This is a genomic window from Geobacter anodireducens, assembly GCA_001628815.1.
In the GTDB taxonomy this organism is placed as follows: Bacteria; Desulfobacterota; Desulfuromonadia; order Geobacterales; family Geobacteraceae; genus Geobacter; species Geobacter anodireducens.
In genome coordinates this window covers 18629-44581 of sequence record CP014964.1, presented here as the reverse complement: position 1 = coordinate 44581, position 25953 = coordinate 18629, and the positions used below count along the sequence as shown (strand labels likewise).

The following is a 25953-nucleotide window of genomic DNA, read 5'->3' as shown; positions in this document are numbered from 1 at the left end:
GGCAGAAATCACCCTGGGGGGTCTTGAGGCAGTTTTGCAGTTCGTTGGAAGAAATCTCCCCATCTGCATTGAGGTCCTGTGAACAGATCAGGTCCAGGATTGCATTGGGATCGGTCGGTGGCAGTTGCGGTGGGGGTGGCGGCGTTACCTGTGTTGCTGAATTCGCGTCAAAAGCGCAATCCAATTTGCCGTCAAATTCCACGACCTGGGAGATGCGTTGTGCACTTTCCCCGTTTTTCCAAACACCGTCGCTCCCCATGACAACGGCCTGCGGTGCGGTGATGTTCGCTACATCCGGCGCCACGCCGCCCGGCCAACTCGTAAACGGGAGAGATCCTCCCGCCATGGTGGTGAAGGGCTGGTTGACGCCGAATTCCTTCCAGGCATCGATGTACGTAGATTTGGCGGATTCAGCCGTGCCTAGGTACTGGCGGAACTCTTTGATAATGAAATCCTGCTTTGCCTTGCTGTCGATGAATATCGCCCTCGCTGCACCGTACTTCCCGCTGTTGACGAAAAGCTTCAGCGAGGCAGTATCTTTCCCGCTGTACTGATACTCCCTGTCTATCCCCGAACTGAACGCGAAAAAGGCGTCAGGCAGCTCGCGGGAGCCCGTGACGGCGGATTTTGCGATGGCGTACGTCCTGTGCCCGTCGTAGACGAAGTGCACCAGAGCGTCCGAGTACCTAACGGAAGTGCCGGGGACAAGGTCATTGCAGGAGATCGCCATCGCCGTTTGCGGCACTCCCGTGGCGATAAAAAGCGAGACCGCGTAGAGGCTCGATACGAAGACTCTCTTGAGCCAGGTGGATACCTTGTTGGTTCTCATGTCAGTTGCCTACTGAAGGGGCTTTGGTGTGCCACTGGTGCAGATCGTGTCCTTGCCGGCCAGGCGCATTGCCTGGATTGCGGCCGCGGCCTCGGCGAAACTGCTTCCGCATTGGCAGTCGGAGACGATCACTTCGCCGGGTTGATCGACCGGGCAGACGTTGTTGACACAGAGCTTGTAGAGGAAATCGTTAGCGTTCGCGTTGTTTGCCCTTATCGAGCTCCCGAGGCCATCGACGGTCACCTCGTTATCCTCTTTTGGGATCCTCGTCTTGCACGCCTTCTCGCATGCTTCTCCTGCCGGTACCGATATCAGTGTGATGTCGATGTTATTATTATCCGTCCAAGTACCGTCCTTCCCCTTGGTCGTATCGTTGAACGTGATGCTCGTGCCGTTCTGCTGAATCGATTTCGTCACCATTCCAAACCGCTTGCCGATATCGGAGAAATCCCATGGAGTGGCATTTTCGCAGACATACGTACGCTTTTTCAGCCACCAGGGGCGGCATATGTTCATTGTCGCGGTTTCGCCGGCGAAGTCACGACAGGAAGGCAGGGGATTCAGACCGGTACTGTTGAAGTTTTGCGTGATCGTGACATTATCCACGACCTCTTCCTTGAGCCTGCAGGTGGTATCGTTGGCAAGTGCCTGGCACTGATCGCTCACCGACTCGCTGTAGGTGTCGGTCGTGTACTCGTAGTAGAACGTCCAATCGAAACCGACACCCTGACAGCCTTTGGCGCCACACGTAATTGTAGTCTGAATAGGGGTACCAAAGCCGTTAAGCACACCGTCAACAAATCCAGACCCACTAGAGCACCCCCCACCCCACATGGACGGAAGAGACCACGTGGCCTTGGTCAGCTTACTGTTCTGATTCGCGGACACAGGCAAAGTAATCGTTTTGAAGAGTTTCCATCCACTGCTCACACCATCGCAGTTGTTACTGTGTGCGGCTGCCGGATATCCGCCAGGACCGGTATCGATAGTTTCGAGATTCAGGGTGTAGTCATCGACCTTGCTGATCCTAATGTAGATTAAGTGGTCAGTGGCAGTTGAATCGGTACCATTAAGCGTGTCAGACTGCTTTTCCGAGACGATGCCGCCGCTCCTCGTGATCGCGCAGGTCTTCTGCACAACGGCCGAGTCCTTCATTGAAAGGGAGTTGCTCAGAAGCGAATAGAGACTGTTGGGATCGCTCCCGGAGGTCGTGACAAGGTTATTGACCGTTACCGAGAGGTCGCCCGGGTTTGTAAAGTAGCTCTTCGTCTGGGCTGGAGGCGGGAGTGTAGAGGTTGAACTCGTCGAGGCAACGTTCACTGAGTCCGTGAGCCGGCCATAGTAGCTGATGCTCACCGGTGTAACGGAGACGTTGGTTACCATGAAGCCAATATTCGCCTTCTGGATGGCCGCCACCGCTCCGCCGGCAAGGTCCTTCAAGACGATGCTGGCGTTATTCCAGACCAGGCTGGATCCGCACGAGGAGTTGATGCAGTAGCATCCTCCCAGTTCCGTGATGGAGACGTTCATATCGGACAGGTGCCCATTTTGGTCGGCCACCCACTTATAGGGCTTGCAGTTCGACCAGCTGCCGGGATTACAGGAGATGTACCCGTTTCCACAGGCACCCGAAACAGGCCGCGGAACCTGATACACGTAATCGAAGTTCCCGTCCATATCCAGGTCGGTCGAGAATGTGGCCACCTGAAGGTCACCCGTCCCGCCGGGTTGGATCATGAGCTCAAGGAACCTGGATGTAGAGGGCATTGCAAGGCTGGCGGAAAATGCAGTAGTCCCGTCGACGGTCTTGAGAGGCGTGTCTGTGTTGGTCAAGGGCTTGGAGATGTTCGAATTAAAACCATCCTTACTTCCGAACAACCCCCTGACAGACTCTCCGGCTGCGGTGCCGGCAGCCTGACCTTCGGCCATTGATCCGGCCCAAGAAGTTCCCGCCACGAATGCAGACGCTAACAGGCTAATTCCGATATTTCGCCACCATTGCGCGTATTGCGTCCGCATACGACAATCCCCTGTCAACCATAGACTCGATCTCGGCGACTTCTTCACCGTCCGATGTGTAGGCGTAGTAAGAAAACGGGTCGAGAACCAAACGACCGATACCTTTGCCAAACGGGGTGTGCATGAATATCTCGGAGTAGTTCGGCTTGTTCGTTGTCACGCTTTTGAGCAAGTCCATGGTGAATTTGTCATAGTCGATCAATTTCATGTTCAGCGCCTTCTCGTAATCATCGCTCTTGAGGTAGAACTTGTAGGCGCTGTTGTTGAGGATGACATCACCGACTGCTCCGAACCTGTTGAGATCGAGCACCGACTGGCTAATGACGAACGAGCCGGCGGTATGCTTACGGAGCATCCGGTAGAAACCCTCGATCGTCCCCTTGATGTGGCTGGACTCGCCAAGATACTGGTGGGCCTCGTCCATCAGTATGAAGCGCCTGCGGTCTCCCGGGGAATGATAAGCGTCGATCGCCACCTCATTGATGACGAGCTGGGTAACTACCTTGTAGAGGTTGCTCAGGCTTTTAATGCGCCCCAGCTCAAGAACCACCATTTCATCAGAGGCAATGTTGAAGGTCGCCTTCCCGTTGAAATACTTCGCGTAGACCCCGTCATTCGCCCAATTTCCGAGGTTGAATGACAGCTTCTTCGCCGCCTCGCGGATCTCGTGGCTGTCAGTGCCTACCAGTTCATCAAATTCGCTGAGATATCGGTAAACTGTAGTGATCCCAGCGTCGTTTCCCTCGTTGTCAAAGGCCCATTGCACTGCCATGTCGAGAAGGCTCATGTCCAGTTCCGTGGGCATGGAAGCCCCTGTAGAGAAGGCCATCTGCGCTACGACCGGGATAATCGTCTGCAGACTTGTGTCATCAGTGACGTGAGTGAATGGGTTAAGACAATCAATCGAGTCTTCGGCAAATTCCATGTATCGGGCCCCGAACATCTTGGCCAGCTTCTTCATGGACCTGCCGATATCCATGATCCTGATAATGCTTCCTTCAGCCCGCATATTACAGATGAGCGAGTTTGCAAAGACCGACTTTCCTGATCCGGAACCGGCAACGCAGAAACCGTTAAAGTTGTCAGCCCCCTTGGCGAACAGGTCAAAACCGAACAGTTCTCCTTTCCGCCCGACAAGCAGCATCGAAGGAGTGCCGAATCCGGCGAAGTCACCCTGGCACGGGATAGCCGCGGCAATTGTTTGTGACGGGGCGATAAAGTCACGCTCAAGAGTATTGGCATTGTTTCCGACGTTATAAAAACCGTGCGGCAGCGACGAAATGAAGAGCGGAACAAGAATGCCCTTATCCTCCTGCATTACATACCCGTTCGTCTCCCAGATCACTTTTGCCCGCGTTAGGGATTCGTTGACTTTCCATTCATCATCGGAATAAACCCACAAGGCCGGAACGATCCGCAGGAATTTTTTGCCCCTTTCGAGTTCGTCTACGGCCCATAGATACTCACCCTTCTTTCGCTCAAGCGATGGAGCGAAAGAACCGACACCCTGCTGCTTAAGGATAAAGTTACACTTGGTATGAAGTTTGTTCTTCTGGTTCTCCATCAGGACCGTCATGCAGTAGATGAAGGGGGTTTTCAATTGCTCGCCGTCGCTCATCAGTCCGCGGATGCCACCAAACAGTTTGTTGATGTGCAGCGGATCGATCTCTTGTGGCCAAGTCTTGGGCGTGATGCACCGAAATATCTTTCCGTCAATGTGCAGTGTGTTGAATTTCTTCTCAACCCTCGTCCCGAGCAGCATTTGGCTCCGTATCGGGATGTTGTCGTCGTAATAGTCGTTTTGAAGCGAAGGTTTGTCGTTAAACAGCCGGCGACCCCAATCGAGCAACATGCTCGGGGTCAAAGGACAGGGATGCAGCGAGGCTCCATGCAGTATTTCGCTTATCATTGACCATGTTTGCCTGGTGTCCGCCTTCTCCGCCCACTTCTGAGGGAATTTCACTGAGACGAACAATCTGAATTTCCTGAGCGGAATGCCGGCCATGTTCGGCAATCCGGTGACTCCTCTGCGATAGAAGTCAGAAAGAGAATCTGTAACGAGGCGAACTACATCGCTATCCAATGTTTTTTTGCGCTTATAATCGTCCAGGAGGGGATCGATGTGCGGGTCTCCGTGCAGGACAAACTGGATCACCGACTCCGGGGGAAGATCCCCCCCGAACAACCCTTCAAGCGTCAATACGGTATTCTCGCCGGCAAAAAAAAGGGGGGAACACTCCCAGGCGAAACCGTAGCAGTCATCGGCAAGTAGATAGAGGTGAGACTCTGGATCGTAGGCAATCCAAGGGAGATACTTCGAGAATGATTCACGCTCCGTGAGCCTCTGCAGTTCCTTCTTCGTCACCCCGCCACGCTTTCCAAACAGCATCGAAAACACATGTGTCATTCCGGGATCTCCTCAATACTGTCGCCAAGCACCCATCGCGGTTCGTCGACGAAGAAATACAGGTGCCGCATCATGTAGAACTCGCCATCCTGTCCCTTGTATGGAAGCATGAGAATGCGCATGACTTTCGGCGGTGCAACCACCGGCATCTTTGGCTCCTGGAGCAGACCGTCGAGTCGCCTGTACAGTGACTCTTTGTACGTCCCCTCAGCCGTTTTTGCTTCGGCTGTCCTCAGCAATTGATCACCTACGCCTTGCTGCTCCGAACGCCCCGAAAACTTCCTGGACTGACAGTCCTCACCCTCGCAAGGAGGAGGATTACGTTGTTCTTTTACTCCTCCATCCAGGCCGGCAAGAGATTCAAGGTGTGCTTCCCTGACGTTGGTGCACTTGCCCGGGAATCCCCCCTTGCAGGGGAACTCTGCATCGTAAGGATTCAGAATGCTGCAACCACTCGCAATGGCTGCCAGTACAGAAAGAACAAGCAAACGCCTCAACATCATTTTTTGATCCCCTTAATAGGCTTGATTTCGAGCATTGTTCCTTCGCTGATCGCCACCGTGACCGATTTCGACGGTAGTATGGCGATCGCAGGCAAGGTCTGCTTGGCCAGATCGAGATAGAAACGCTGAATCTCCTTAAAGCCGCTCGAGAAACCATTACCAACCCCGGCAATCGCCACCTTGTCCGTATCAATGCTCTGGGTTGCTCCAAGAGGGGAAACGGAGGTGGTCGTCACGGAACTTTTCAGGGCATCTCCCATGCCTCCGAAGAAACCGGCGATCAAGGATCTCGCAACCATGGCCCCCATCTTCGCTACAACCTTCCCGCCAATCCCGGCGACTCCATCACTGTCGATGAGCCACCCCTTCACCTTTTGATCGATAACCGCCTGCCCTTTTTTGTCCAGGCATGACAAGGAAACGACCGTCATCTCAGCACGCTCCGTGGCAAGGTTTGCACGCCCGTCGGCGATGACGTAGCACCCTTTCACCTCTGCCTTAGCTTCGTTGGGCAGAAAGGCAGGTGTCTTTATGCGAAGCAGCACCGGCATCGGATGCCCTTTCGCTGATTCAGCGGTAGGGATATAAGCCCCTGAAAGAAGGGTCGCCTCCATGTACGAAGGAGGTAAATAGACCGATGTGCCCGCGGTCCCTTTTTTTTTACCGTTATCTGTACCGGCTGATTTCCCTTCATTGCTTTTCCCCTCGAAGGAGACGATACTGATTTCACCGAATTCCTGTGCGGGAGGATCGGATGGGGTCACCGTTCCCGGCGTTCCCGGCGGAAGCGGCGGAGGCGGCACGTTCACTCCAGCCGACGCCGGAGGCAATGGCGGCAACGACATACCCGCAAGATGCTGTTTGCCTGCCCTCCCCTGCGACACTGCGTTCTGCGGTTGTTGTTGCTTCACCAGCCCGGCCACGACACCTTGCGCTGTTATGGATGGGTCCCCTGGTTTCACAGGAACTTGTTGGTTTGCGCCCCCTACCGTAACAGGCATGCCTGCGGGCAACGAATTCCCTGATACTCCCGGAGTTCCTGGCAGATTCGGCAAGATAGGATTGCCGTAACCATCAACGGCTCTCCCATTTTTTATAGCTTCGATCTGGTCTTTAAGCCGTTGAACTTCCGCTTGGCTGTCCAACTCTTTTTTCTTTTCCATAAGCCCGGTTCGATGGGGATGTCTTTTCTGGTTTCTGCCCTTTTGGCCGCAGCAAGTTGTTCCTTTACCTTTCCTCTGGATTGGACCCAACCGAGCAATGCGATAATAAAGGCACCCGCACAGACGCCTATGAGCACGACGGTTTTACGCTGCTTTGGCTGAAGACCGTTCCACCATAGGGATAGTTTTCCGAGGAGTTTCTCTTTCATTCGTCAGCCTCCTCTTCCCTTTCTGTTTTTCCCGCCAACTTCTTCTCCTCACGTTCGGAGGAAGCCTCGAGAGCTCTCATGGCCAGCTGATCATCCAAGGGGTTCAGTTCGGTCGACTCGTTGCTACGGTAAAGAGACTTCTGAAGCTTTTCCTGACGCTGCTCAACAATAAATATCCGGACAGTCTCTCCCGGCCGAACTATGTGTTTCTCGAGGGAAATCGCTACCGGATTCTCAGCGAACGGTTTCTTCGTGAAAATCTTTTCTGAAAGTTTGAACGGAAGTTGTCCCTGTCTCAAAAGAGTCTCATACTCCTTGACCCGTAGTCCCTCCCCTTCTATATCCACATTTCGCTTGTGGATGATAGTAATCTCCTGCCAGTTTCCCACCTGCTTCTTTATCTCGGTGGCACTGTAGGAATCGGCCAACTGGTCGGTATATACGTCCTTCACCACTCGCATGACCTTCTTTTCGAATGGCAAACCACCAAGTAGGTCGCTATTGCTCTTGATCTTCCTTTCAATCCCGCTCGAGAGGCGAACAGTTTGAGGAGGAACATTCGACTTGGGTACCACAACAAGGTTGTAGGTATCTTGGCCACATACGACATACATTTCAGTCGGCTCGGTGGCGTACAGAGTCTTTTCTCCCTTTTTCACAAACCTGAAGTTCACAAAGGCATCTTTCCCTGTGACTTTCACTGAAACACCCTTCTCTTTCAGGAATACGACATCCTTGATGTCAACAGGGCAAACAATACGGTTAACGTCTGAGTTGTTCATGAGGACAACCGTGGATGTCTCGGGAGGAACGACAACTGGAGTATTATCGATTTTCGGCAGTTCCTTTACATCCTTACTATCCGACTCCTCCCGAAGGGATACGATCGTGGTTTGCCCCCCCTTCCCTCCCCTGCCGTGGATGAGGAAATTTCGAGAGAGAATGGTCATTCTTTGACTCGGCAGCGGCCACGATCGCCGGAACAGCCAAGAAAGCCGCCACCAAAAGCACTCTATTTCTTCTCATTGTTCTCCTCGGTTTTGGCTTTTTCGTAGGCCGTCTTTTCCATGAATCGAACGATGCTGAACTTCCCTGACTCAATCTTGTATTCGAGTACATAGTTCCTGACAGCCTGTTCCGTCACCTTCTCGCTGATGATCATCGTTTTTACTCCCGTGATCTCCAGCTGGTGTTTTTTCTCGTCATTCAGCAGCTTGGTCAGGTAAAATGCGCTGGAGGCCTTACTCTCTTCAATCCTGTCCGCAAGATCGTACAAGCTCTTACGGGCAGCCCCGAATTCAGTCGGATGGTACAATTTCAGTAGTTCTGAGAAATTTTGACGGACATTGGCCGGATGGAAAGTTAAGTAAAGTCCGGCAGCATCTCTCACGAACTGCTTTATGTACTCCTCTGATGCCTGATCGCCGGCGATCCACATCTTTTCAGTGACAGTCGTCGGAACTATGACAACCTTTTCCATCTGTTGGGCCCTCATCATTCCGCACGTATTGAGGACCGTAGCGCAACCCAGGGCCAGAACAACAAATTTGAGAAGACGATTTTCGCCAAAGAGATTTGATGAAGTCGAGAGGTAACGATCGAGTTTCATTCCACAAATTCCTTTATGAAGTAATCGGGGTAGTTTGACATCTTAATAAGTCCGAGATAGTAAAGGACATGCTTGCCAAACCCCCTGGGATAGTTTCTCTTGAGCTTTGTACAGCCCCAGGGGACGAGAATCACGCCAAGCCAGCTCCAGCCTCCTATGGCTTGAGCAACAATGATTGACATCAGGAAAAACATCAGATCATCAATTTCGAACCATAAAATTTGATATGGCTGAGTCAGGTATGTTGGAAATCTAAATCGCATGTGTTTGATCCTATTGTCCGTTGTATGGTCTCAAAAATGCGGGGTGGACGCCCACCCCGCATCGTGCTTTGGAGAGCGTGTAGGTTTTAGAACAACAGACCGAAGCTGGTCGTGATGTTGCCGGCGGAAAGGAAGACTATTCCACCAATAATCGCGAACAGCCCAGGAACGATCTTCTGCTGCATGAGCATGTATGCGGCAACCAGAATACCGAGGAAGCCAACGATGTAGTTCAGCCCGTTTCCAACAAGCTTGTTGACGAAGATATCGTAGACCGGATACAGAATGTCAGTGTTCTGCGGAGCCACGAATGCAAACGCGCTTGTGGCAGCCAAAGTCAGAAGACCGACGAGAACGGCGATTTTTTTACTGGACAGTTTTCTGAGCATCTTTCAATTCCTTTCGTTGTTGGTGTTTGACTACGACCTGCTCTCCAAAAGCGACTTCACTCGATTCAAATCAGCTCCACGGACAATAGAGCCGTTCACGATTATGACAGGTGTTCCTGTGATCCCAAGGTCTGCCCCCATTTTCAGGTTTTCCTCCACCTGACCGAGAGCTGCTACGTCAAATACGGGGACCGCCGATTTATCGAATGCACCATTGAATACGTCCCGCAAAGCGGCTGCTTTATCTTTCTTAGACAGGATGTAAGCTGATTTCGCTGCAGCTTGGGGATGAAGGTTCTTCAGGGGAAACAGGAAGACGTATCGGGTTATGTCATCTCTTTTTGACAGAAAATCGTCTGCTTTGCGGCAGAAAGGGCAGTCCGGGTCTGTAAATTCAATGACTACGTTTTTACCATTACCTATCTTCACAGCCTTCTCGAGGGGAAGCTTGGCTATTTTCAGACCGAGAGCCTTTTCTCTCTCGTTTCGGACCATCTCTTTCTTCTCGGCCGTCAGGCTTTTACCCTTTTTGACGTCCCAAATCTCGCCCAGTACCAAGAATCCATCAGGATGCCAGTAGAATACCTGGTCGCCTGCTGTGATCTGGAACAGCCCGGAGATTTCCGATTCCGTTATCTGCGGAGCAGTCAGATTTGGTAGTTGCTTTTTCAACTCCGCTATCGCTGATTCTTTTGGCGACTGGTTGGCTCCGGTAGTTGCAACTCCTGCAGCAACCAGTGCAAGACCGGTTGCGATAGTCATAAATTTCTTCATTCGGGCGTTACTCCTTTGTGTCATCAATTATTTCAACCCGACGGTTCGCCGACTTGTTTTTGAATTTTTGTGACTCTCCAATTCCAATTGCTTCCAGGATCGACACGCCCTTGGACTTTAAGTACTTTGACACTGATCTGGCCCTGCGCTGGGACAGTTTTAAGTTGTAGTTCTCCGGCCCAATGCTGCAGGTGTATCCTTCCAAGCGGACGAGTTTATTGCTGAGGTCTAATCCGTCCAATTGACGCTTCGTAGCCGTGCTGAGTACATAAGAATCGAACGGAAAACGGATTATCCCGAGGATTTTTCGCTCAGGGGGCGATACCTCTGGCAAAGGGGCGGACACCGCTTTCTCAACAGATTCCGTTGCCGGTCTGGAATTCTGCCCCCCTTCTGAAGATCTGGAGTACCGAACAGCTATTGAATAAATCTGAGTGAGTTGGCTGTCCGGACAATCAGTGCATAAGAGAAACACATCTTCCTCGAGTCCTCGGACTTCCTCGTCGTATGAATAGACGTATTCCCGCTGCTTGATCGTTTCCGCTGTTGCACCCATGGCCAGGAGAGCCTGTAATGAAATAGCTGCTACTATAGTTGAGAAATTCTTTCGCATATGTCCCCTCTTCCCTAATCTTTGGCAGGGAGTCAGATTATTTGGTGCGGAAAAATTGAGTTTTTTGAATGCGCCGGAAATGCCTGGAATCGACTGGAATTCTGTTCGTTGGAAGCGTTGGCTTGAATGGATTAATGGTGGTAGATGAGGAAAGATGGACAATTTAGGGAGGGAGGTTCTAGGTGACGAATTGAGAAGATTTTGAATTTAATTTGGTTCGACTAAATTAACCGCTACTCTGTAGTTGTTTTTAGAACTTTTATAATCTTTTAAAGACAACCTTTAAATACTGTTTAGCTTCCGTAAAGATTAATCAAAACAGGTAGTTGCGGCTTGGAATGTGGGCAAAATAGGGGGTTTTCATGACGTATTAGGGGGTTGGCTGGACAGGATAGGGACTTCTCCTGACAAATAAGGGCGTTTGGCGTCTCAATGATGGACAGAATAGGGCTTCAATGCGATGATAACGAGAATAGTGGACAAAATAGGGCTGAAGATTTTCAATACATGGACAAAATAGGGGGGCGTTTCTCGAATAATTGGCCCTGAACGCAATCGATTTCCCTGATTTGTCCACCAGTGGACATCGATATTGGCCCTAATTTGTCCATCATGTTAACGGTCGCCCTAATCTGTCCATGAACCGTCGCAATTCAAGACATAATAGGTAATTGTAAGGCCATTGTAGCCCTAATCTGTCCATCATGAAAGGTCGATACCCCCCTATAACGACCATCATAAGCAAGGAGCACCAGGTTTCCCCCTATTTTGTCCATCTTTCTGGATCAAGAGGTGCCCTAAATTGTCCACGATAGGTGGTGTTACCCTAATCTGTCCATGATTCGAATTTGATGCCTTCTTCTTCTGTTGCGCGAATAGACTTGCAGCTTGAATTTTCAGTTTCTCAGCACATAACCCCCTAATTTGTACAGATTTGTATGGTCAGCACATCCCTATTTTGTCCATGCAATATATGCTGGACAAAGAGTGTGTCCATGTCATAATATCGGCCAAATTATGAGGAGGTGCTAAATGGGCGAAACACAGATACCACTCTCCATTGCCGGCGTGCCGATAGTTCCAGAATCGAATTATGAGCTCAAAAAACACAGCGCTGTTTCTCAGATCAGTAACCGGATCTCCTTGATCCAAAGAAAAAGTTATAACGCATTCCTCTATTTCGCTCGCGAACAGGCCATAGAGAATCCAGATCTTGAGATGTACTCGGTGACGCTCAATAAATTACGCACCTTTGGTGGACTTCAGATAAAGGACACAAAACACATACAGGAGTCCTTAAAGGAACTGATGTCCATTGTGGTTGATTACAACATTCTTGGGAAAGACAAACAGGAGGAATGGGGAGCGTTCACCTTGCTTTCGGAAGTCAAGGTGTCTGGAGGAGAAGTATCGTACGCATTTCCACCATCAATTAAAAACGCGCTACTAAACCCCAGGATGTATGCCCGCATAAACATTGCGATTACAAGGGGGCTCTCTTCAAAATATTCCTTGGCTCTTTACGAGATTGCGCGTGATTATGTCAATGTATCTATCCCCAGAATGACGATCAAGACGTTCAGAAAATTGATGGGATTAGATGACGGTCAATACGAGAATTTTCCTGACCTGCGTCGACGAGTGATAGAACCAGCAATGGAGGAAATTAATCAGAAAACTGACCTACAAATTGCGCTTGAGTATATTAAAGATGGCCGAAAGGTGATCGGCTTGCAGTTTTCCGTCCACGAGCAAACTACTGCTGCCGATGGGATTCCTCTCGAAGATGCGGTTTTGAAAATCGAAGAGATGATTTCTCACATCCCAGAATTGGTTGAAAACGAAAAATTCATGGCGTTAATGCGACAGAGGCTGGATGAAAAAGGGTTTGAGTATGTCAGCTCGAACATCCAGTATGCTGTGTCGAGAGCGAAACAGAACGTTGAGGCCTACACTGTCGCAGCATTGGATGAAGACTTCGCTGCTGGCGAACGCGCAAAGGCCTCTTCCGTCAAACAACGCGAGAAGAAAAAAGCGGAACTGAAGATTAAAGTAGATGAGGAACGCACATTAGAAGAAAAGAAGTTTGAAAGCGAGAAAGACCAGTACATCAGATACTTCAACCAGCTGTCCGATGAAAAGCAACTCGAAATTATCAGCGAGATTTCAGCCGGGAATTTCTTCGGTCCGAGGGAAATCAAGATCATGACCTATCTGAAAACCAAGATGGGCGTAGACTTGAATTGACCGCATGCTTAATCGACAACGAACAAGCGTGTGCGTCTATCGATCCGGTGCGACTAATATTTGATATGGAATAATGCATGTGCGAATGTATTATTGTAATACAATATTACAATCATGGTGGGTAGAGTGCTCGCAAATTCGTGAAACGGTGAAATATCCTGTATTAGTGCCCTCGCATGGCGCGGAGTGACGTCCTGAAAGATTAAGGGTGTCACCCTGTCTCTCTTGCTTGGGCGTCGGCACTAAATATGTGTCTGGAAGGCGTATAGAAAGCCCCCAAAGAGTTCCATCGTCGGGGGCAACCCGGAACCCACTAACAGCGCCGAAGCGCCTTCCACGCAAGTCCACTACCCTTTCTGTTGCAACTTTTCTAATGCCACCTGCTCTTCGGCAAGGAATTTCAGAATAGCTTCGCGGATCCATGCACTTTTTCGTGCCCCAACGGAACGACAGTGAGCATCCAGTGTTGCGTCAAGATTTGCGGGAAGTCGGAAATTGATAGTGGCATTTAGGCTCTCAAAGCCCTCCGGCCCGGGGACGATATACGGGTCGCTTGCCTCGAGAAGAGGCCATTTAACCCTGCGTACGTGGGCATAGGGATCGCGGTTCTCATCTTGGAGTTGCGAAAGGGGGTTCCTTGCGTTGGTAGACCGCTCAGGAGCTTGGGGCGCAGTCATTGTCTCGGCTTCTTTCTTGGTTTTAGCAGCTGCAGGGATAGGATTGGACGTTCCGGCGTCTTGTCTCTCAGCTACACCGGAATCAGCATTCTGGAGCGCAGGATGTTTCGTTGAGTCCAAAGGACCAGAGAGGATCAACGGTGCTTCGACCCCCTGTGGGGCGGGTTCAGTTTCCTGATTCTTATCGAGTCCTCCGAATACTGATGCGAGACCACCCCTGACCAGTTCCTTTTTACCTGCCATAACGATCCTCCATTTGAGCGATCTCGTCGCACAGTGCCTTGTAGTCCCATGAACCCATACTGTTTGGGGCATAAGTGAACACATCGCTGCCAGCAGCCGGCGTTTCCGCTAATTTCGTGTTGTCACGTATCAATGTCTTGAACAGCTTTTCACCAAAGTATTCCTGAAGCTGCGCGACAACGTCCTTGCTGAGGCTTTTTCTGGCGTCATAGAGTGTTGCGACTATTCCGCTGATTACTAGTTCAGAGTTGCTCCACTGTTTAACCATGTCCACCGTCTCGATTAGTTTGCGCAACGCCTTGAATGCATAAAATTGCGACTGGATCGGGATAATGACCTCTTGGGCTGCCGTCAAGCCATTGAGTGTCAACTGGCCAAGAGACGGAGGGCAGTCTACCAAGATATAGTCATAGTCGACCACTGATTCTAGGGCCTTTCTGAGACGATGTTCTTTCCCTGGCAACGACAGAAGTTCAACTTCTGCCCCGGCAAGATCGATGCACGCAGGTGCCAGGGATAAGTTCTCGTTTAGCTGAACAGAGACGGCAGAGAGACCATCTGTCCCCATCAGAAGATTGTAAACAGACTTGTCGATTTCATCCGGATTCACCCCATACCCTTCGGTCAGATTTGCCTGTGGGTCTAAATCGATAATGAGGACCCGGCGTCCCAGGCGAGCCAGGCCGGCACCGACGTTCTGAACCGTCGTGGTTTTCCCTACCCCACCTTTCTGGTTTACGAATGCTATTCTTCTCATCGTCTCCTCCCGTACGAAGTTGTAATTTAAATAATGCATTAATCCAAAAATGTCAATATCACATAATCTATTACAAGGAAACATTATGAAATATTGTATTACAATAATACATATTCGCAATAATTACCGCATGCAATATGACATGCATAAAAGATGTAATTCTTATTGTGTTGCATATATGTATTCAAGGCACACCTTACTTGAAAATCTCAATCGAAGGGCGATGTCGGTCGTGACGGGAGGAGGCAATAGGCGGAGAAGAGCCGGGATCGCCTGTGCCCCGTGGCGATGAACGCCTCCGCGCAATACCCCAAGTTCCTTTTCGGGTCAAGAAATCCTTCGTTACCGAATGGGTTATTGAGTACCTGCCACATATCGCTGCCTGTAAGACATAAGTCGATACGGGAACATCCCACGACACCCTCACTTTGACTACGTAGCCATTCCGGAAGGGATAAGTCGCCTGCGCTTGTAGACCGCATAGTTACGTTTGACGCTATGCGTGCAGACGCTTACGCCCATCGCGCAGAATTCAAAATCTCCGCGGTCTCGTTGCGTGGTCAGGCAGGTGCGGGAGAAAACACTGCAGGCATCAATCTGCTACGACCGGACATCAACATGAGCGTGCACTCCTTCACGGCGAGCGGCCGTGCAATCCGTGCCGGACTCGCGCTGGTCAGGGGCGACATCGCTGAACTGGAAAAGCTCATCCGCGAACGGGTCAAGGGACCATTTCTGGGCTTGATGATTTTCGGAGCAGGGTCAAGACGCCGAAGAGACAACTTCGGAACTGCGGAACCTGATCCTGTGCGGAGCCTTCGACGGCCTCCAGAAAAACTGGCTAAAGCTCCTGCTTGCCCTGGAAGCCCAGCCCCAATCAGGCGAAGAGGAGGATTTCCCCTCGAAACCCAAAAGGCGGCCTACGTGATGGCGCTCACGGGGCTTACCTTCACCGGTCACCCAACCGCCTACCTGCGCGAGGGGCTCTCGCAATAGGGTGTGATCAGCTCCAGCCAGGTAAGCGGGCACAGAGACGGCGACAGGATCTGCGTGGCGGGAATAAAGGTGTGCTCCATACGACCCCCACAAGGAGCGGTCAGCGCGTGGTGGTCTCCCTGACCCTGGAAGCCGAGGAGGGGTCTGTTGTCGACATCACCGTCTTTTCCGATGCGCAGCGCAGATACGCACGGGAGATCTTCGGCAGGGCGTGCTCCTGGTGGAGCTCCTGGTGGAGGGTGCAGAGGATGTACCCGCAGGCATATGCCGTCATCGCTGTCAGAGGGTGACGCCGCTGCGGCTGGTGGGTTGAGGGCTCGAAAGGACAGAAGAGCGCAAGAGGGGAAAGGCAGGTCAATTCTTACAGCGCCAATTGACCTGCCTCAGAGGACTAAGAATTGTACGATGTGCTGTGGACTATTTTTCCTGATCAAAATGAGAGATTTTCAGAAAATCACCGATGGTCACCGTCTCAGGGACGGGCTGCTTGGAAGCTATAGTTTTTGAAGGAGGTACCTGTTTTGCCCCGGCCCGCGCTCTTGATGCACCGCTGCGGACACTACCTTTGGTTAATAGATCAATTGAGGCTCGCCCCTCCTTTGTTCGGACATAATGAGCAAGGGCATCGGTGACGAGACGAGCCATACGACGGCATTTACGAGCCTTCTCCAGAGACTCAACTGACAACGCGTCAGAAACATCAATTCGAAGGACATACTCCATGGCTATCCCTCCAGGAAAGACAAGAAACCCCGAGCATTGGCATATTCGGGTTGAGGAAGGACGATTACATCTACCGTGTCCGAGCAGATCTTACCCTTGAGGTGAGTAGCACCGCCCCCGAAAAAAACGATGGTCTCAAGTGGTCTGGTAATGCTGATGTTGGCTTTCACGTCCTCCATGATTTCTGCCAAAATGTTGTTAATGTACTCCTGGGATGCGGTCCTGATTTCCGGTATGAGATCGTGTCGGTCGGTACCGACAGTAATGTATCCCTGTTCCATGAGTCTGGATAACTCGACCGGGGTCATGGACAAACCTGATGTGAAATCGGCAATCTTCGGCATAAGGTAGTTGGCGGCAAGTTGGGAGATCCCCCTCTTGTAGAGGGTGTCGGTGAATACGACCTTTGATCTCTGTGGGTCATAAAGCGTATATATGATGGTGTTGAATCCGATATCGATTCCAAGGACAAGGCCTGCTTTGTTGCGACCGGCGTCGATAAGGTAGGACCGTATGCCGCCGATCCCCTGCGGGAGTATCAGGACATCCTTGACTCTCTTCGAGAGGAGTGTTCTTCCCAGTACAGCTATGGCACCCTCCTTGGCCCGCACTTGCTCTTCATAAAACTGGACTGGAAGACCCACTCCAACCTTTACTTCGTCGTGTACTCCTGCCTCATCCAGACACTTTTCCAGAAAGAGTGGGTAGTATTTGACCAAATGCTGAGGTGTGCGGATGTACGCTACGCCGCCAGGGTTATCAAGGGCGTCTTCGCCTATAAGAGTCTCGCCGTCGGATCTATCCTGGTAGACAGAAATAACCCGGCCTTTCCTGTTGCCAAAGATCCATTTTGCCGATGAAAACCCAAAATCACATACAAAATTCTTCATATAACCTCCTTGTCAACTAATTGATTTACCAAGATGTGTACTCGGCAGCTACCAACAAGGTGTAAAATTGCATCGTTGGTGTACTTGTGAGTCAACAATTGGATGCCCTGTTTAGTGCATCAACAAGTACACTTAGGCTCAATAACTCCATGAACTGATTGTCTTAATTGCGGTTGTCAGACGAACGATCCCTTTGTGAATCCACCATACTTGTTGAAGGTCTCGAACAGCGTCTATCCAAGTTTCACCTATTCCTTCAATGCCCTCCTCTCCGTAGAGTGAAGCTAGATAATATTCCCCGTCCTTGCTCCACGCCATTGATACAATTTGGTCGGTATCGGGCGGGATCAAGCCCGCCTTCAATCGAATAACTGGCATGTGGCACAACTCACTGCCAGGAAAAATATTCGCGTACCTTTCTGGAAAGTCTCGTCGGAAAGCCTTGTGAATGTCAGCCCTTCTCACATCGTTTCCTGGGGGGAACTCCTCCTGTAAGGCGGCTCTTGCGTCCTCTACAGAAAAATCCCAGACGTGGCACCATTTGGGGAAAGAGAAACATTTTTGCTCAAAGACCTTTGCAATTCGTGGCGGTAATTCCACTTTTGGTGCCCTTCCCCTTTTCATGGACTTGATGCATCCACAATTTCGAAGAACCGAATAAAAAAATTCAGGCCTAGTTCCACCTGTGACCCTGGTGATTTCCATTACGCTCATCCCGCGTTTGTGTGCCTCGCAAATGATTTCGTTGTATCTAGTCCTTGCCTCTACAGCCCGACCATTGGCTGAGAAAGAAGTTTTCATTCCGATATCCCCCAGAATCAAATTAATTACTATTTTATTGAAAGTATTTTACGTAGATAAAATATAAGTAATTTTTCTATGGCAATTCTGCCGATAAAAATTCTTAGATTTATAAATATAAATCTAAGCGTTTAGTTTCTGAACTGTCTGAGAGCTCCGTCTTCTCTTTGGTTCCCATCATTTGCCTAACGGCTTACGGCTCTATTCAAAAACCCAATCGGAAGCGCCAGCCGCTTTTACTAGTTTGGTCAATGCACGATGGCGTTTTCCCTTCTGAAGAGTATTGAGCTGAAGAGTGGCGCCCAAATCCATGGAAGACATGAAAAGCCGTCTGAGGCAGTTTGCGCCCATCACGCCACCACGGACAGATGGGGATCCATGCTGGACTCCAACTCGCCAATTGTCATGGAAGCAGGGAGATCATCAATCGATGACAGCCCCAAAGAGAAAGCCCTGGAAAGTTTTTCGCATGCTCTCTCGAACATTGAGTATGCAGATGATTTAGTAAGTCCGAGTTTGGCACTGGCTTCTTCGTAGGTGTGGTAGCCAGCCCGGCCGATCCCAAGCAGGTTGTAAAGAAGCCGTCTTTCAATCGGGGTGAGATGTTCGTAACCGGCCCAGAATACGGATTCGGAGAGCAAAGCAGCAGAAACCTCTGGCTGTTCCGACAAAGGGTCAGCAATTGCAATTTCCTCGATATCAACGCAGACGTTTGATGGGACTGACTTACTCCAGCGGTGGTTTTGGGGGCAAGGCACAAGTTCCCGTAGTAGAGCGCGGAAATTGTTCCAAAAAAGTGCTTCGAACTTAATGCCATTCGTCTCCTGAGATGCGAATACGGCAGTGATGGCTGCTTGATTCGCGCAACTGATCAGGTCCTCCCGATCGTAGGGAGTGTACTGCAGATATTCCTCTGCATTGTTGATGATTGCTCCCGCATTTGTTGTTACCCAGCCGATCGCGTCGTCAAAAGTCATTTTGCCCCCCTTCGCCGTCATCACGCAACAAAATGTTGCATATCACAACAAAATGTTGTTGTCAAACTGGCCGATTAGCAATTGATTAGTTAACGAAGTGATTAACTAGGCAGATAACGTGCCATCTGTGCGGGGAAAAAAAGAATAGAAAAAGAGTTTGTTCTCATGGTCAAAAACAGATAACAGCCTGTAATGCCAGTATATTTGCAGGAAGAGCAAGTGTGAATAAATTCACAAGGGTTAATGTGCTAAAGGTAATGGCTGAGAGGGTGTGTTAAACAACAAATTGTTGCACTTAAAACGATGGGAAAAGTAGGAGGATGTGAAAAAATTCACACAAGAACGAGCGAATGGTTGGAGCGGGGAGGAATGGAAGGGCAGGGGGGTGTTACTCGCCCCCCAGACTTTTGTTCAGACGCTTGTTGATGGCCGTTCGGGAAATACCTAGCATATCAGCATAACCCCCTGATTGCCTGATGCGCGCCGGTGGGCCTCGCTTATCAGGAGTTCTTGGACCTCGGCAAGGGTCGGCAACCGGGGTCCAGTGAACTGAACCAGCGGTTCATCACAAGCGAGTTCAGCCGTCGTGTTAGAAATTCTCTCCCTGAACAACTCGAGCGGCAGTACGCCGGCAGTGTGTACGGACACAGCCTCAAAAACCATCTCCCGAAGCTCACGGATGTTCCCAGGGAAATTGTAAGCGCCTAAGAGCGTGAGCAGTTCAGGCGGTGGGGTAGGGCGGCTCTTGCCATAATGCTTTGAGGCCTCGTCCAGAAAACAATCTAGCAGAACAGGCAAATCCTCTCGGCGCTCACGCAAGGAAGGGATCTGGACCGAATGGGAATTAAACTTCAACAAGAAACGCTTCATACCTGAAATAGAATCGAGCGAAGCACAGGTGGAAGCGACGATACGCCCCGTAAACCATCGGGATCGGCTGCCTGCATCGGAAGAATATCGGGGAGAATCTATGAGGTCTGACAGAAAATCCTCGCCCGCGCGGGATAGATGCTCGATGCCGTCCAGGTACAACGTTCCTCCCTCGGCCTGGTCAAGGAGGCCACCTTGACGGCGACCGCATAGATCGTTGGGGAGAAAATCGCCATGCTCAGCAACATTGCAATGCACGAATTCTCCCCTTTTTTTGCCAACAGAATGGAGCGCCTTCGCCAGGGTAGTTTTTCCTGTCCCCCCTTCCCCTGAAAGAAGCACTGGCACAGAGGAACCGGCAACAGCTTCCAGATAGCGAAAAATCCGCAACATTCTGAAAGATCGAGTCCACAGGCCGGCGAAGGCCTCGCCGTGTTGTGGGCCGGTGTCGTTGAGGAACCCTGAATTGAGCAAGCGGTTTTCGTGCATCACCTCATGAAGACGTATTGCCCGAAGGATGCCAGAAAGTATGCGGCCAGTATCGTACGTCTTCACGAAATAATCGAAGGCCCCGCGTTGCATGCACCTGACAGCTACATCAACCTGGTCGCTACCGGTCAAAAGGATCACGGGGATATCTGGATACTCGTTCTTTATGTTCGTCAGCACCTGGTCACCCATCATGCGCGGCATCGTAAAATCCAGAAGGACGATAGAAACAGCTCGTGAAGCCAGTATCGGCATGACAGCTTCAGGGTCATTGCAAGTTATCAAATTCGTAATGCCTACCTTGCGTTTCAGAAGGATCGGCAGGCTTTTCAGCCATCCTTCATCATCATCGATCAAGAGAACAGGATTGACAGGGAATACTCCGCTCATTTCGACCACCTATCCTTGTTAGCCATAACCTATTGCAATTGCGTATAATTTGCGTTCGGTTAGGAATGTGCCACAAAACGTTATACAAATCAACGATATGTGATATGCTGTCCGGATAGGACACGGTACGATGAAATTAGCCCATCTCACGACAACTGAATTGGTCGACCGCCTCAAGGAGATACTTGGGGTAAAGAGCGACGGGGAAGTAGCAGATAGCCTTTCCATCAGCCGTGCTTCGCTTTCAATGAAAAAGGCCAGGAACAGCTCCATCCTGAACGAAGTGTTGTGTCTGGCCCAACGAAAAAACATCGATCTCAACCGGTTACTTCTCGGAATAGAATCCACGCATAAAGGCACTTCCGACATCGTAACTCTCCGGGACGAGAAGGGCAACGATGTACATGAAATTCATCCCGGTAGGAAATTTCTTGAAAGCAGGAACCTTGCCCCTGACGCCCTGATCGTTATTAGACAAGATAACGGCAATCTCCATCTCGTTGACACGAGCGTACAAAAGATCACCAACGCAGGCATTTACGCCATAGCCACTGAAAACGGCATCCTCCTCAAACGTGCCACCATCCGCCTGGATGGCTCCGTCCTCTTTCCCAGTCAAACGCCCGGGATTCCCCCTGAACAGATTCAAAAATCAGAAGTTGTCAATCTCCAGATCATCGGCCGATCAGCACTGATGCTCGCCCCACCCGAATAAGACCCGCTCTTCGTCCAAAAACTCGAATTTTTCGCACCAAAAAAACTGACCCCTTGCCAAATATTACTCGTAGAGGGCATTTCTGCGTCCGTTCGAGACTATGAGGCGAACTGTAACGATCATACTTACGCTTGCGGCGCTACCTTCAGCCGTCTGGGGATTTTGCTTCCAAGAGGCAGGTGAGGAGTATGGCGTCGCTCCGGAGATCCTTTACAACATCGCCAGTGTGGAGAGTTCCTTTAAACCTACGGTCATACATTGGAACACCAATGGAACCTATGACTACGGGCTCATGGGGATCAACTCCAAATGGACAGAATGGTCGCCATACATCCGGAAAATGTGGCCTTACTTGGGAGACCCCTGCATCAACGTGAAGGCCGGAGCCTGGATACTCTCGAAGTGCATCAAGGACTACGGCTACACCTGGCAGGGCATCGGCTGCTACAACAGCAGAACTCCGGAATTCAACCGGGAATACGCTCAGAAAATCTTCAAGTCGATGGTGAAGCATCGCAGAGAGGGACGCGTTCTGTTGGCAACGACCAAGCACAGGGAACCTGAACGGCAAAAGCATCCGACCCCCTGGGAGGAAGTTTTCAGTCATGATTCCGAATGACATTCTTTCCTTTTACAGCGAACTAAAGCGAACGGATGTCATGGAAGCGGTGGAGTTAGCCGTCGCAAAGGTGCTCACGCGCACGTTTCAAATGCCGTTTACCGTCCACTTCACGCAAGACGGCCTCAAGATGACGGGACTTCCACACTGCGGGGAGCCGGTCGAGATTACCCCTGACAAAATAGGGAAGAAGCTTCGGCGCCACGTCCTCTTCACAATCGAGGTCGAATTGCAGAAGCGTCAGGCACTCCATGAGGCTGAACGGTTGCGCCAGCTCCAGGGAAAGGTGCTCCAGGGAGTTGTTGCAGGATATGAAGCAGATGGAAGCGCGCTGGTCGAGATGGAGCTGAGCAACATTTATCGTCGCATCATTCTTCTCGGCACATGCCCCCTGCGTTACCAGCCAATGCACGAGCGTAACAAGTACACGGCCGGCAAGGTCTATCACTGGTTTGTCACCAGCGTCCTTCCCGTAGCCAGCGAACGAAATGCCAAGGTCCGTATCAGGCTGAGCCGAACTAGCAAAGAACTTCCGGCACTGCTGTTGCGGCAGATGAGTGGCATAGAAAGGATCATCTGCCATCGTCGGATACCGGGGGGCCCGGCGGAGATCATCACAGCACGGAAGATTCCAAAGGACATCATTAACTCAGTAGGCAAGGAAACCGGGGACATTTACCGTGTTCGGATTATTCAGTAAAAAGCCTGGAAAACAGGGGCATCGTGAGATCGCAAGGGACGACTCTCTGTTGATCGGTTCGGGATCCAACCTGGATAACCCCACTCGCATTCAGCCAATCTTGATTTCCGAGGAGCACCGCCGGCGGGGAATGATGGTTGTGGGAACAACCGGTGTCGGTAAGACAAGGCTTGAAGAGAACTTCATCGAGCACGACATCCTGAGCGGAAAGTCCGTGGTCTGTATCGACCCGAAAGGTGATCAGGCCCTCTTCGCGAAGATCTACGATACTGCACGACAGGCAAAACGGCTCGACGAACTCCAGCTGGTCTCCGTGATCTATCCTGAATACTCCGCCGTCATCGATCCAATGGCCTACTACTTCATGGTCGACGAGCTGGTCGGACACATAACCGCGGCCATCCCGCCATCCAAGGAAGAATTCTTCAAGCAGCTGGCAACTGCTATCTCCACCGTGGCCATCACAGCCAACATCATCATTGCCAAGCACGAGGGAAGGCTCCCCAACCAGAACCTCGACCACATTCGACAGAGTGTCCGAAGGAAGAGCCTGGAAGAAACAAAGGAGATGCTGGTCAGAATAGGTACCGACGAAGCGGTTCGGATTGCCGGCATGATCGAGGATCTCCTGTGCAGCGACCAGGAGCACTTTGCCAAGGTCTCCATGTCCCTACAGACCACACTCATGACTCTATCCAGCGGCAACATCGGCAAGATCATCGGCCAAGCCGATTCAAACCGGTTCATCAAGCGCCTGGAAGAGGGGAAGCGGGTCATCCTCGTCGTTCACACGGGAGCGCTCATGGTTCGTGAGGCGTCTTCCATCCTGAGCCGGTTGCTGGTGTCCATGATCCAGGGCCATATAGGGCGAGTCTATAACTCCAACAAGCAGCGTCTTAACCATCCCCTGTCCATCCACATCGACGAGGCTCACAACGTCCTTTATGACGGCTTCGAGAACCTCACGGCCATGGCCGGATCGGCGAACGTCATGACAACACTGTACGTTCAGGACATAGCACAGCTCAAGGCGGCCATGAAAAACGAAGAGCTGGCCCAGGTTGTACTGAACACCTGCAACACGAAGATATTCCTCCGCTGCCCGGACGCCGTGACCAGTGAGTACGTGGTCAAGCACTTTGGGACCAAGAACGTACTTGCGGGCATCTACGGCACAAACCAGGTCACAACCCGCGAGATAGAGCAGGAAGCGGTGAAGACATACGATGTGTTGAGTTTGCAGCCCCGTGAGTTCCTGATGACCTCTTACAACGGCCGGTGGAGGGGAATTACCACCGATGTATCAGACTCCAGGCTGAAGATCATCTTTCCCTCGGCACCGGCTCTGCTCTCACCAGTGACCGTTGAAGAGGGGACTGTCGAAGGTTCCGCCTGATGGACACCTCCACCTATTTCCTATCAGCCGCTGCCGTGTTCGGAGCAGGAATCTGTTTTGGCGTGAAATCGCTCATGACTAAACAGGACCCGGTATCTCCTTCGCAGTCGTTTGATCCTCCAGCAGAAATCACGTCGGTTTCGCAGCCGGCTACCGACGAATACGAGCAAAAAAAGCTGGAGGAAATCAGCTGGCTATGGATCGATCAGGAGATCGAGCTCTCGAAAATAGCATTCATGTGGCGAGAGCAGGATGAGCCGCCGGAAAATGCGGCAATGGTTATAAGGCCGCATTTCGACCATCAGGAGATCGATCAGTTCTATGAGGAGTTCGTCGCCAGCCGGCCGATCGTCAAGGGCACACGTAGGACGGTAATCGTCAAAATCCTGCAGATACTCGACAAGGAGGGGGATTGCCCGTCCGTTGTCGGCAAAGAGGATAGGGCGAACAGCCACGAAGCGGAAAGGGATCTGGGTGACGAACTGTACCAGTTTCTTTCGCGAGTGCCCCTCTGGCAGCACGCTCTCCTGGTTGCCCGAAAGTACGTAGCCAAGTTCCAGTACGACGTCATGCTCCCTGACGCCCTGATTATAGCTCTTGGACACGACCTGGGGAAAATCCCTCGATACTACCAGAAGCTCTACAAGTCGGGCGATCACCCTGCGCTGTCGACCAACATCCTGAATGGCATACAAGAGTACGCATCCCTGCCAAACCGCAACGAACTCAGTCGGGTCATCATGGGGCATCACTTTCTGGTTCCGGGGAGTCCTCTGGCAGAACAACTCAAGGCGGCGGATGGGGAAGCCCGGACGATAGAAGGCGAAGGTCTGATTGCCTGGATAGACCGCAAGGAAGCAGCCGCTCATGACTCGATTGTTGTAGGGTCCGACCTGAACAAGAGAGATGCAACTGAAGAGGGGAGGGCGGCACCGTCTGCCGAAACCGTAGCCGGACAAGGCTCTTCACTTGAAATAAAGCCGTCCAGGAAAAGGCAGGCCAGGCCAAAGGGGGAAGCAGCTCCACCACCGACTTCGTCGGCAAATGTCTATGCCAATGAAGATGGTAGCAACAAAAAAGGCCGCCACGTTTGCAAGGAAATGTCTTTGCCCGAATGGTGGGATACGGAAAAGCTGCTGGCGGGCATCCATGAATCCATCGACAAAATCATCTCAGACAACGGAGGGAAAACGGTCTGGCTGGCAGTATCCGACCCCGGTACCGGCATGGTCTGGGTGGATGAACGGCTCGTCTGGGATTCCCTGAAAAAAGTTGCCGGCAATACGGATACCAAACTACTGCTGGCGGACGCCAATGTGGCCGATCGTCGCGATTTCCTATATACGGCCATTAAGGAGCTTGGCCGGCAGGGGAAAGTGGAAGTTGGTCTCATGGGAGAAGGGTACTACCAGGTCCCGGTCAATGCGGTGACTGGTAGCGGGAAGAGCTTCTCAATGTTTCTTATCCCGTTCTTTCCCGCCGCCTTCGGTGAGACGATCGCCGAATTGCACAATCGGAAAGGCTCGTTGATTCAGAAAATGGTCACGAAGATCATACCGAAACAGTTCGAGGTCAAGCAATGCGCAAACGTCTCGTAGTGTCCGCGGCTGCCATATTCCTGTCTCTCGCTGCGGGAGGACAGGCTTCAGCCAACTACTATGAGGACTCCGGCAAGGGGTGGTGGT

25 protein-coding genes are annotated in these 25953 nt (G+C 51.3%); 8 read left to right on the top strand and 17 right to left on the bottom strand.

Going from position 1 to position 25953, the window contains the following annotated elements; genetic code table 11:
- Nucleotides 1-344 precede the first annotated feature (344 nt).
- Nucleotides 345-554, top strand: a complete 210-nt coding sequence (locus A2G06_16630; GenBank protein ANA41767.1) for a hypothetical protein — start codon at nucleotides 345-347, stop codon at nucleotides 552-554.
- Between the two features lie 284 nt (nucleotides 555-838).
- On the opposite strand, the gene A2G06_16625 is transcribed toward A2G06_16630, so the two are convergent.
- The 11 genes from A2G06_16625 to A2G06_16575 form a co-directional block, all read right to left on the bottom strand.
- Complete coding sequence (locus A2G06_16625; GenBank protein ANA41766.1) at nucleotides 839-2758, bottom strand: hypothetical protein; 1920 nt, start codon at nucleotides 2756-2758, stop codon at nucleotides 839-841.
- A gap of 46 nt (nucleotides 2759-2804) precedes the next feature.
- Nucleotides 2805-5255, bottom strand: coding sequence for a conjugal transfer protein (locus tag A2G06_16620; GenBank protein ANA41765.1), 2451 nt, complete (start codon nucleotides 5253-5255; stop codon nucleotides 2805-2807).
- Complete coding sequence (locus A2G06_16615) at nucleotides 5252-5758, bottom strand: hypothetical protein (protein ANA41764.1); 507 nt, start codon at nucleotides 5756-5758, stop codon at nucleotides 5252-5254. Before A2G06_16615 ends, A2G06_16620 begins: the two co-directional genes overlap by 4 nt.
- The gene (locus A2G06_16610) at nucleotides 5755-6309 is read right to left on the bottom strand and encodes a hypothetical protein (protein ANA41763.1); all 555 of its coding nucleotides are present in this window, start codon (nucleotides 6307-6309) and stop codon (nucleotides 5755-5757) included. Before A2G06_16610 ends, A2G06_16615 begins: the two co-directional genes overlap by 4 nt.
- A gap of 542 nt (nucleotides 6310-6851) precedes the next feature.
- Nucleotides 6852-7130: a hypothetical protein gene (locus A2G06_16605; GenBank protein ID ANA41762.1), complete on the bottom strand. Its 279-nt coding sequence runs from the start codon at nucleotides 7128-7130 to the stop codon at nucleotides 6852-6854.
- On the bottom strand, nucleotides 7127-8080 hold the full coding sequence (locus A2G06_16600; GenBank protein ANA41761.1) for a hypothetical protein: 954 nt from the start codon (nucleotides 8078-8080) through the stop codon (nucleotides 7127-7129). Before A2G06_16600 ends, A2G06_16605 begins: the two co-directional genes overlap by 4 nt.
- 62 nt (nucleotides 8081-8142) lie before the next feature.
- Nucleotides 8143-8739 (bottom strand): hypothetical protein, encoded by a 597-nt coding sequence (locus A2G06_16595; protein ID ANA41760.1) that lies wholly within the window; start codon nucleotides 8737-8739, stop codon nucleotides 8143-8145.
- On the bottom strand, nucleotides 8736-9002 hold the full coding sequence (locus A2G06_16590) for a conjugal transfer protein TraL (GenBank protein ID ANA41759.1): 267 nt from the start codon (nucleotides 9000-9002) through the stop codon (nucleotides 8736-8738). The genes A2G06_16595 and A2G06_16590 overlap by 4 nt, the downstream gene beginning before the upstream one ends.
- Before the next feature lie 86 nt (nucleotides 9003-9088).
- The gene (locus A2G06_16585) at nucleotides 9089-9391 is read right to left on the bottom strand and encodes a hypothetical protein (protein ANA41758.1); all 303 of its coding nucleotides are present in this window, start codon (nucleotides 9389-9391) and stop codon (nucleotides 9089-9091) included.
- Nucleotides 9392-9421: 30 nt separating this feature from the next.
- Nucleotides 9422-10165 (bottom strand): hypothetical protein, encoded by a 744-nt coding sequence (locus A2G06_16580; GenBank protein ID ANA41757.1) that lies wholly within the window; start codon nucleotides 10163-10165, stop codon nucleotides 9422-9424.
- Nucleotides 10166-10172: 7 nt separating this feature from the next.
- Nucleotides 10173-10778: a hypothetical protein gene (locus A2G06_16575; GenBank protein ID ANA41756.1), complete on the bottom strand. Its 606-nt coding sequence runs from the start codon at nucleotides 10776-10778 to the stop codon at nucleotides 10173-10175.
- Nucleotides 10779-11810: 1032 nt separating this feature from the next.
- On the opposite strand from A2G06_16575, the gene A2G06_16570 reads away from it, so the two are divergent.
- Complete coding sequence (locus tag A2G06_16570; GenBank protein ANA41755.1) at nucleotides 11811-13025, top strand: hypothetical protein; 1215 nt, start codon at nucleotides 11811-11813, stop codon at nucleotides 13023-13025.
- Between the two features lie 347 nt (nucleotides 13026-13372).
- Here A2G06_16570 and A2G06_16565 read toward each other — a convergent pair whose 3' ends face one another.
- Entirely contained in the window at nucleotides 13373-13945 is a 573-nt protein-coding gene (locus A2G06_16565) for a hypothetical protein (protein ID ANA41754.1), read from the bottom strand.
- A complete protein-coding gene (locus A2G06_16560) occupies nucleotides 13935-14702 on the bottom strand; it encodes a hypothetical protein (protein ANA41753.1) in 768 nt (255 codons plus the stop codon). Before A2G06_16560 ends, A2G06_16565 begins: the two co-directional genes overlap by 11 nt.
- Before the next feature lie 1103 nt (nucleotides 14703-15805).
- Between A2G06_16560 and A2G06_16555 the strand changes: the two genes are divergently transcribed.
- Nucleotides 15806-15988, top strand: coding sequence for a hypothetical protein (locus A2G06_16555; protein ID ANA41752.1), 183 nt, complete (start codon nucleotides 15806-15808; stop codon nucleotides 15986-15988).
- A gap of 435 nt (nucleotides 15989-16423) precedes the next feature.
- Here A2G06_16555 and A2G06_16550 read toward each other — a convergent pair whose 3' ends face one another.
- The 4 genes from A2G06_16550 to A2G06_16535 all read right to left on the bottom strand — a co-directional run bounded on the left by A2G06_16550 (nucleotide 16424) and on the right by A2G06_16535 (nucleotide 20838).
- A complete protein-coding gene (locus A2G06_16550; protein ID ANA41751.1) occupies nucleotides 16424-17311 on the bottom strand; it encodes a hypothetical protein in 888 nt (295 codons plus the stop codon).
- Nucleotides 17312-17449: 138 nt separating this feature from the next.
- Nucleotides 17450-17776, bottom strand: coding sequence for a hypothetical protein (locus A2G06_16545; GenBank protein ID ANA41750.1), 327 nt, complete (start codon nucleotides 17774-17776; stop codon nucleotides 17450-17452).
- A gap of 686 nt (nucleotides 17777-18462) precedes the next feature.
- Nucleotides 18463-19089 (bottom strand): hypothetical protein, encoded by a 627-nt coding sequence (locus A2G06_16540; GenBank protein ID ANA41749.1) that lies wholly within the window; start codon nucleotides 19087-19089, stop codon nucleotides 18463-18465.
- Between the two features lie 444 nt (nucleotides 19090-19533).
- Complete coding sequence (locus tag A2G06_16535; GenBank protein ANA41748.1) at nucleotides 19534-20838, bottom strand: hypothetical protein; 1305 nt, start codon at nucleotides 20836-20838, stop codon at nucleotides 19534-19536.
- 130 nt (nucleotides 20839-20968) lie between these two features.
- Between A2G06_16535 and A2G06_16530 the strand changes: the two genes are divergently transcribed.
- From A2G06_16530 to A2G06_16510, 5 genes are all read left to right on the top strand, one after another.
- Nucleotides 20969-21553, top strand: a complete 585-nt coding sequence (locus A2G06_16530; protein ID ANA41747.1) for a hypothetical protein — start codon at nucleotides 20969-20971, stop codon at nucleotides 21551-21553.
- Nucleotides 21554-21653: 100 nt separating this feature from the next.
- Nucleotides 21654-22172 carry a transglycosylase gene (locus tag A2G06_16525; GenBank protein ID ANA41746.1) on the top strand — a complete coding sequence of 173 codons (519 nt, stop codon included), beginning with the start codon at nucleotides 21654-21656 and terminating at the stop codon, nucleotides 22170-22172.
- Nucleotides 22159-22872: a hypothetical protein gene (locus tag A2G06_16520; protein ANA41745.1), complete on the top strand. Its 714-nt coding sequence runs from the start codon at nucleotides 22159-22161 to the stop codon at nucleotides 22870-22872. The genes A2G06_16525 and A2G06_16520 overlap by 14 nt, the downstream gene beginning before the upstream one ends.
- 28 nt (nucleotides 22873-22900) lie before the next feature.
- Nucleotides 22901-24268, top strand: a complete 1368-nt coding sequence (locus tag A2G06_16515; protein ANA41844.1) for a conjugal transfer protein TraG — start codon at nucleotides 22901-22903, stop codon at nucleotides 24266-24268.
- Nucleotides 24268-25866 carry a hypothetical protein gene (locus A2G06_16510; GenBank protein ANA41744.1) on the top strand — a complete coding sequence of 533 codons (1599 nt, stop codon included), beginning with the start codon at nucleotides 24268-24270 and terminating at the stop codon, nucleotides 25864-25866. The genes A2G06_16515 and A2G06_16510 overlap by 1 nt, the downstream gene beginning before the upstream one ends.
- The last annotated feature ends 87 nt before the right edge of the window (nucleotides 25867-25953 follow it).

Excerpts from the sequence above, each read along its gene's own strand:
- A2G06_16630 (ANA41767.1), top strand. The coding sequence starts at position 345 with ATGGTGGTGAAGGGCTGGTTGACGCCGAATTCCTTCCAGGCATCGATG.
- A2G06_16625 (ANA41766.1), bottom strand. The coding sequence starts at position 2,758 with ATGGCCGAAGGTCAGGCTGCCGGCACCGCAGCCGGAGAGTCTGTCAGG.
- A2G06_16620 (ANA41765.1), bottom strand. The coding sequence starts at position 5,255 with ATGACACATGTGTTTTCGATGCTGTTTGGAAAGCGTGGCGGGGTGACG.
- A2G06_16615 (ANA41764.1), bottom strand. The coding sequence starts at position 5,758 with ATGATGTTGAGGCGTTTGCTTGTTCTTTCTGTACTGGCAGCCATTGCG.
- A2G06_16610 (ANA41763.1), bottom strand. The coding sequence starts at position 6,309 with ATGCCGGTGCTGCTTCGCATAAAGACACCTGCCTTTCTGCCCAACGAA.
- A2G06_16605 (ANA41762.1), bottom strand. The coding sequence starts at position 7,130 with ATGAAAGAGAAACTCCTCGGAAAACTATCCCTATGGTGGAACGGTCTT.
- A2G06_16600 (ANA41761.1), bottom strand. The coding sequence starts at position 8,080 with ATGACCATTCTCTCTCGAAATTTCCTCATCCACGGCAGGGGAGGGAAG.
- A2G06_16595 (ANA41760.1), bottom strand. The coding sequence starts at position 8,739 with ATGAAACTCGATCGTTACCTCTCGACTTCATCAAATCTCTTTGGCGAA.
- A2G06_16590 (ANA41759.1), bottom strand. The coding sequence starts at position 9,002 with ATGCGATTTAGATTTCCAACATACCTGACTCAGCCATATCAAATTTTA.
- A2G06_16585 (ANA41758.1), bottom strand. The coding sequence starts at position 9,391 with ATGCTCAGAAAACTGTCCAGTAAAAAAATCGCCGTTCTCGTCGGTCTT.
- A2G06_16580 (ANA41757.1), bottom strand. The coding sequence starts at position 10,165 with ATGAAGAAATTTATGACTATCGCAACCGGTCTTGCACTGGTTGCTGCA.
- A2G06_16575 (ANA41756.1), bottom strand. The coding sequence starts at position 10,778 with ATGCGAAAGAATTTCTCAACTATAGTAGCAGCTATTTCATTACAGGCT.
- A2G06_16570 (ANA41755.1), top strand. The coding sequence starts at position 11,811 with ATGGGCGAAACACAGATACCACTCTCCATTGCCGGCGTGCCGATAGTT.
- A2G06_16565 (ANA41754.1), bottom strand. The coding sequence starts at position 13,945 with ATGGCAGGTAAAAAGGAACTGGTCAGGGGTGGTCTCGCATCAGTATTC.
- A2G06_16560 (ANA41753.1), bottom strand. The coding sequence starts at position 14,702 with ATGAGAAGAATAGCATTCGTAAACCAGAAAGGTGGGGTAGGGAAAACC.
- A2G06_16550 (ANA41751.1), bottom strand. The coding sequence starts at position 17,311 with ATGAAGAATTTTGTATGTGATTTTGGGTTTTCATCGGCAAAATGGATC.
- A2G06_16540 (ANA41749.1), bottom strand. The coding sequence starts at position 19,089 with ATGACTTTTGACGACGCGATCGGCTGGGTAACAACAAATGCGGGAGCA.
- A2G06_16535 (ANA41748.1), bottom strand. The coding sequence starts at position 20,838 with ATGAGCGGAGTATTCCCTGTCAATCCTGTTCTCTTGATCGATGATGAT.
- A2G06_16530 (ANA41747.1), top strand. The coding sequence starts at position 20,969 with ATGAAATTAGCCCATCTCACGACAACTGAATTGGTCGACCGCCTCAAG.
- A2G06_16525 (ANA41746.1), top strand. The coding sequence starts at position 21,654 with ATGAGGCGAACTGTAACGATCATACTTACGCTTGCGGCGCTACCTTCA.
- A2G06_16520 (ANA41745.1), top strand. The coding sequence starts at position 22,159 with ATGATTCCGAATGACATTCTTTCCTTTTACAGCGAACTAAAGCGAACG.
- A2G06_16510 (ANA41744.1), top strand. The coding sequence starts at position 24,268 with ATGGACACCTCCACCTATTTCCTATCAGCCGCTGCCGTGTTCGGAGCA.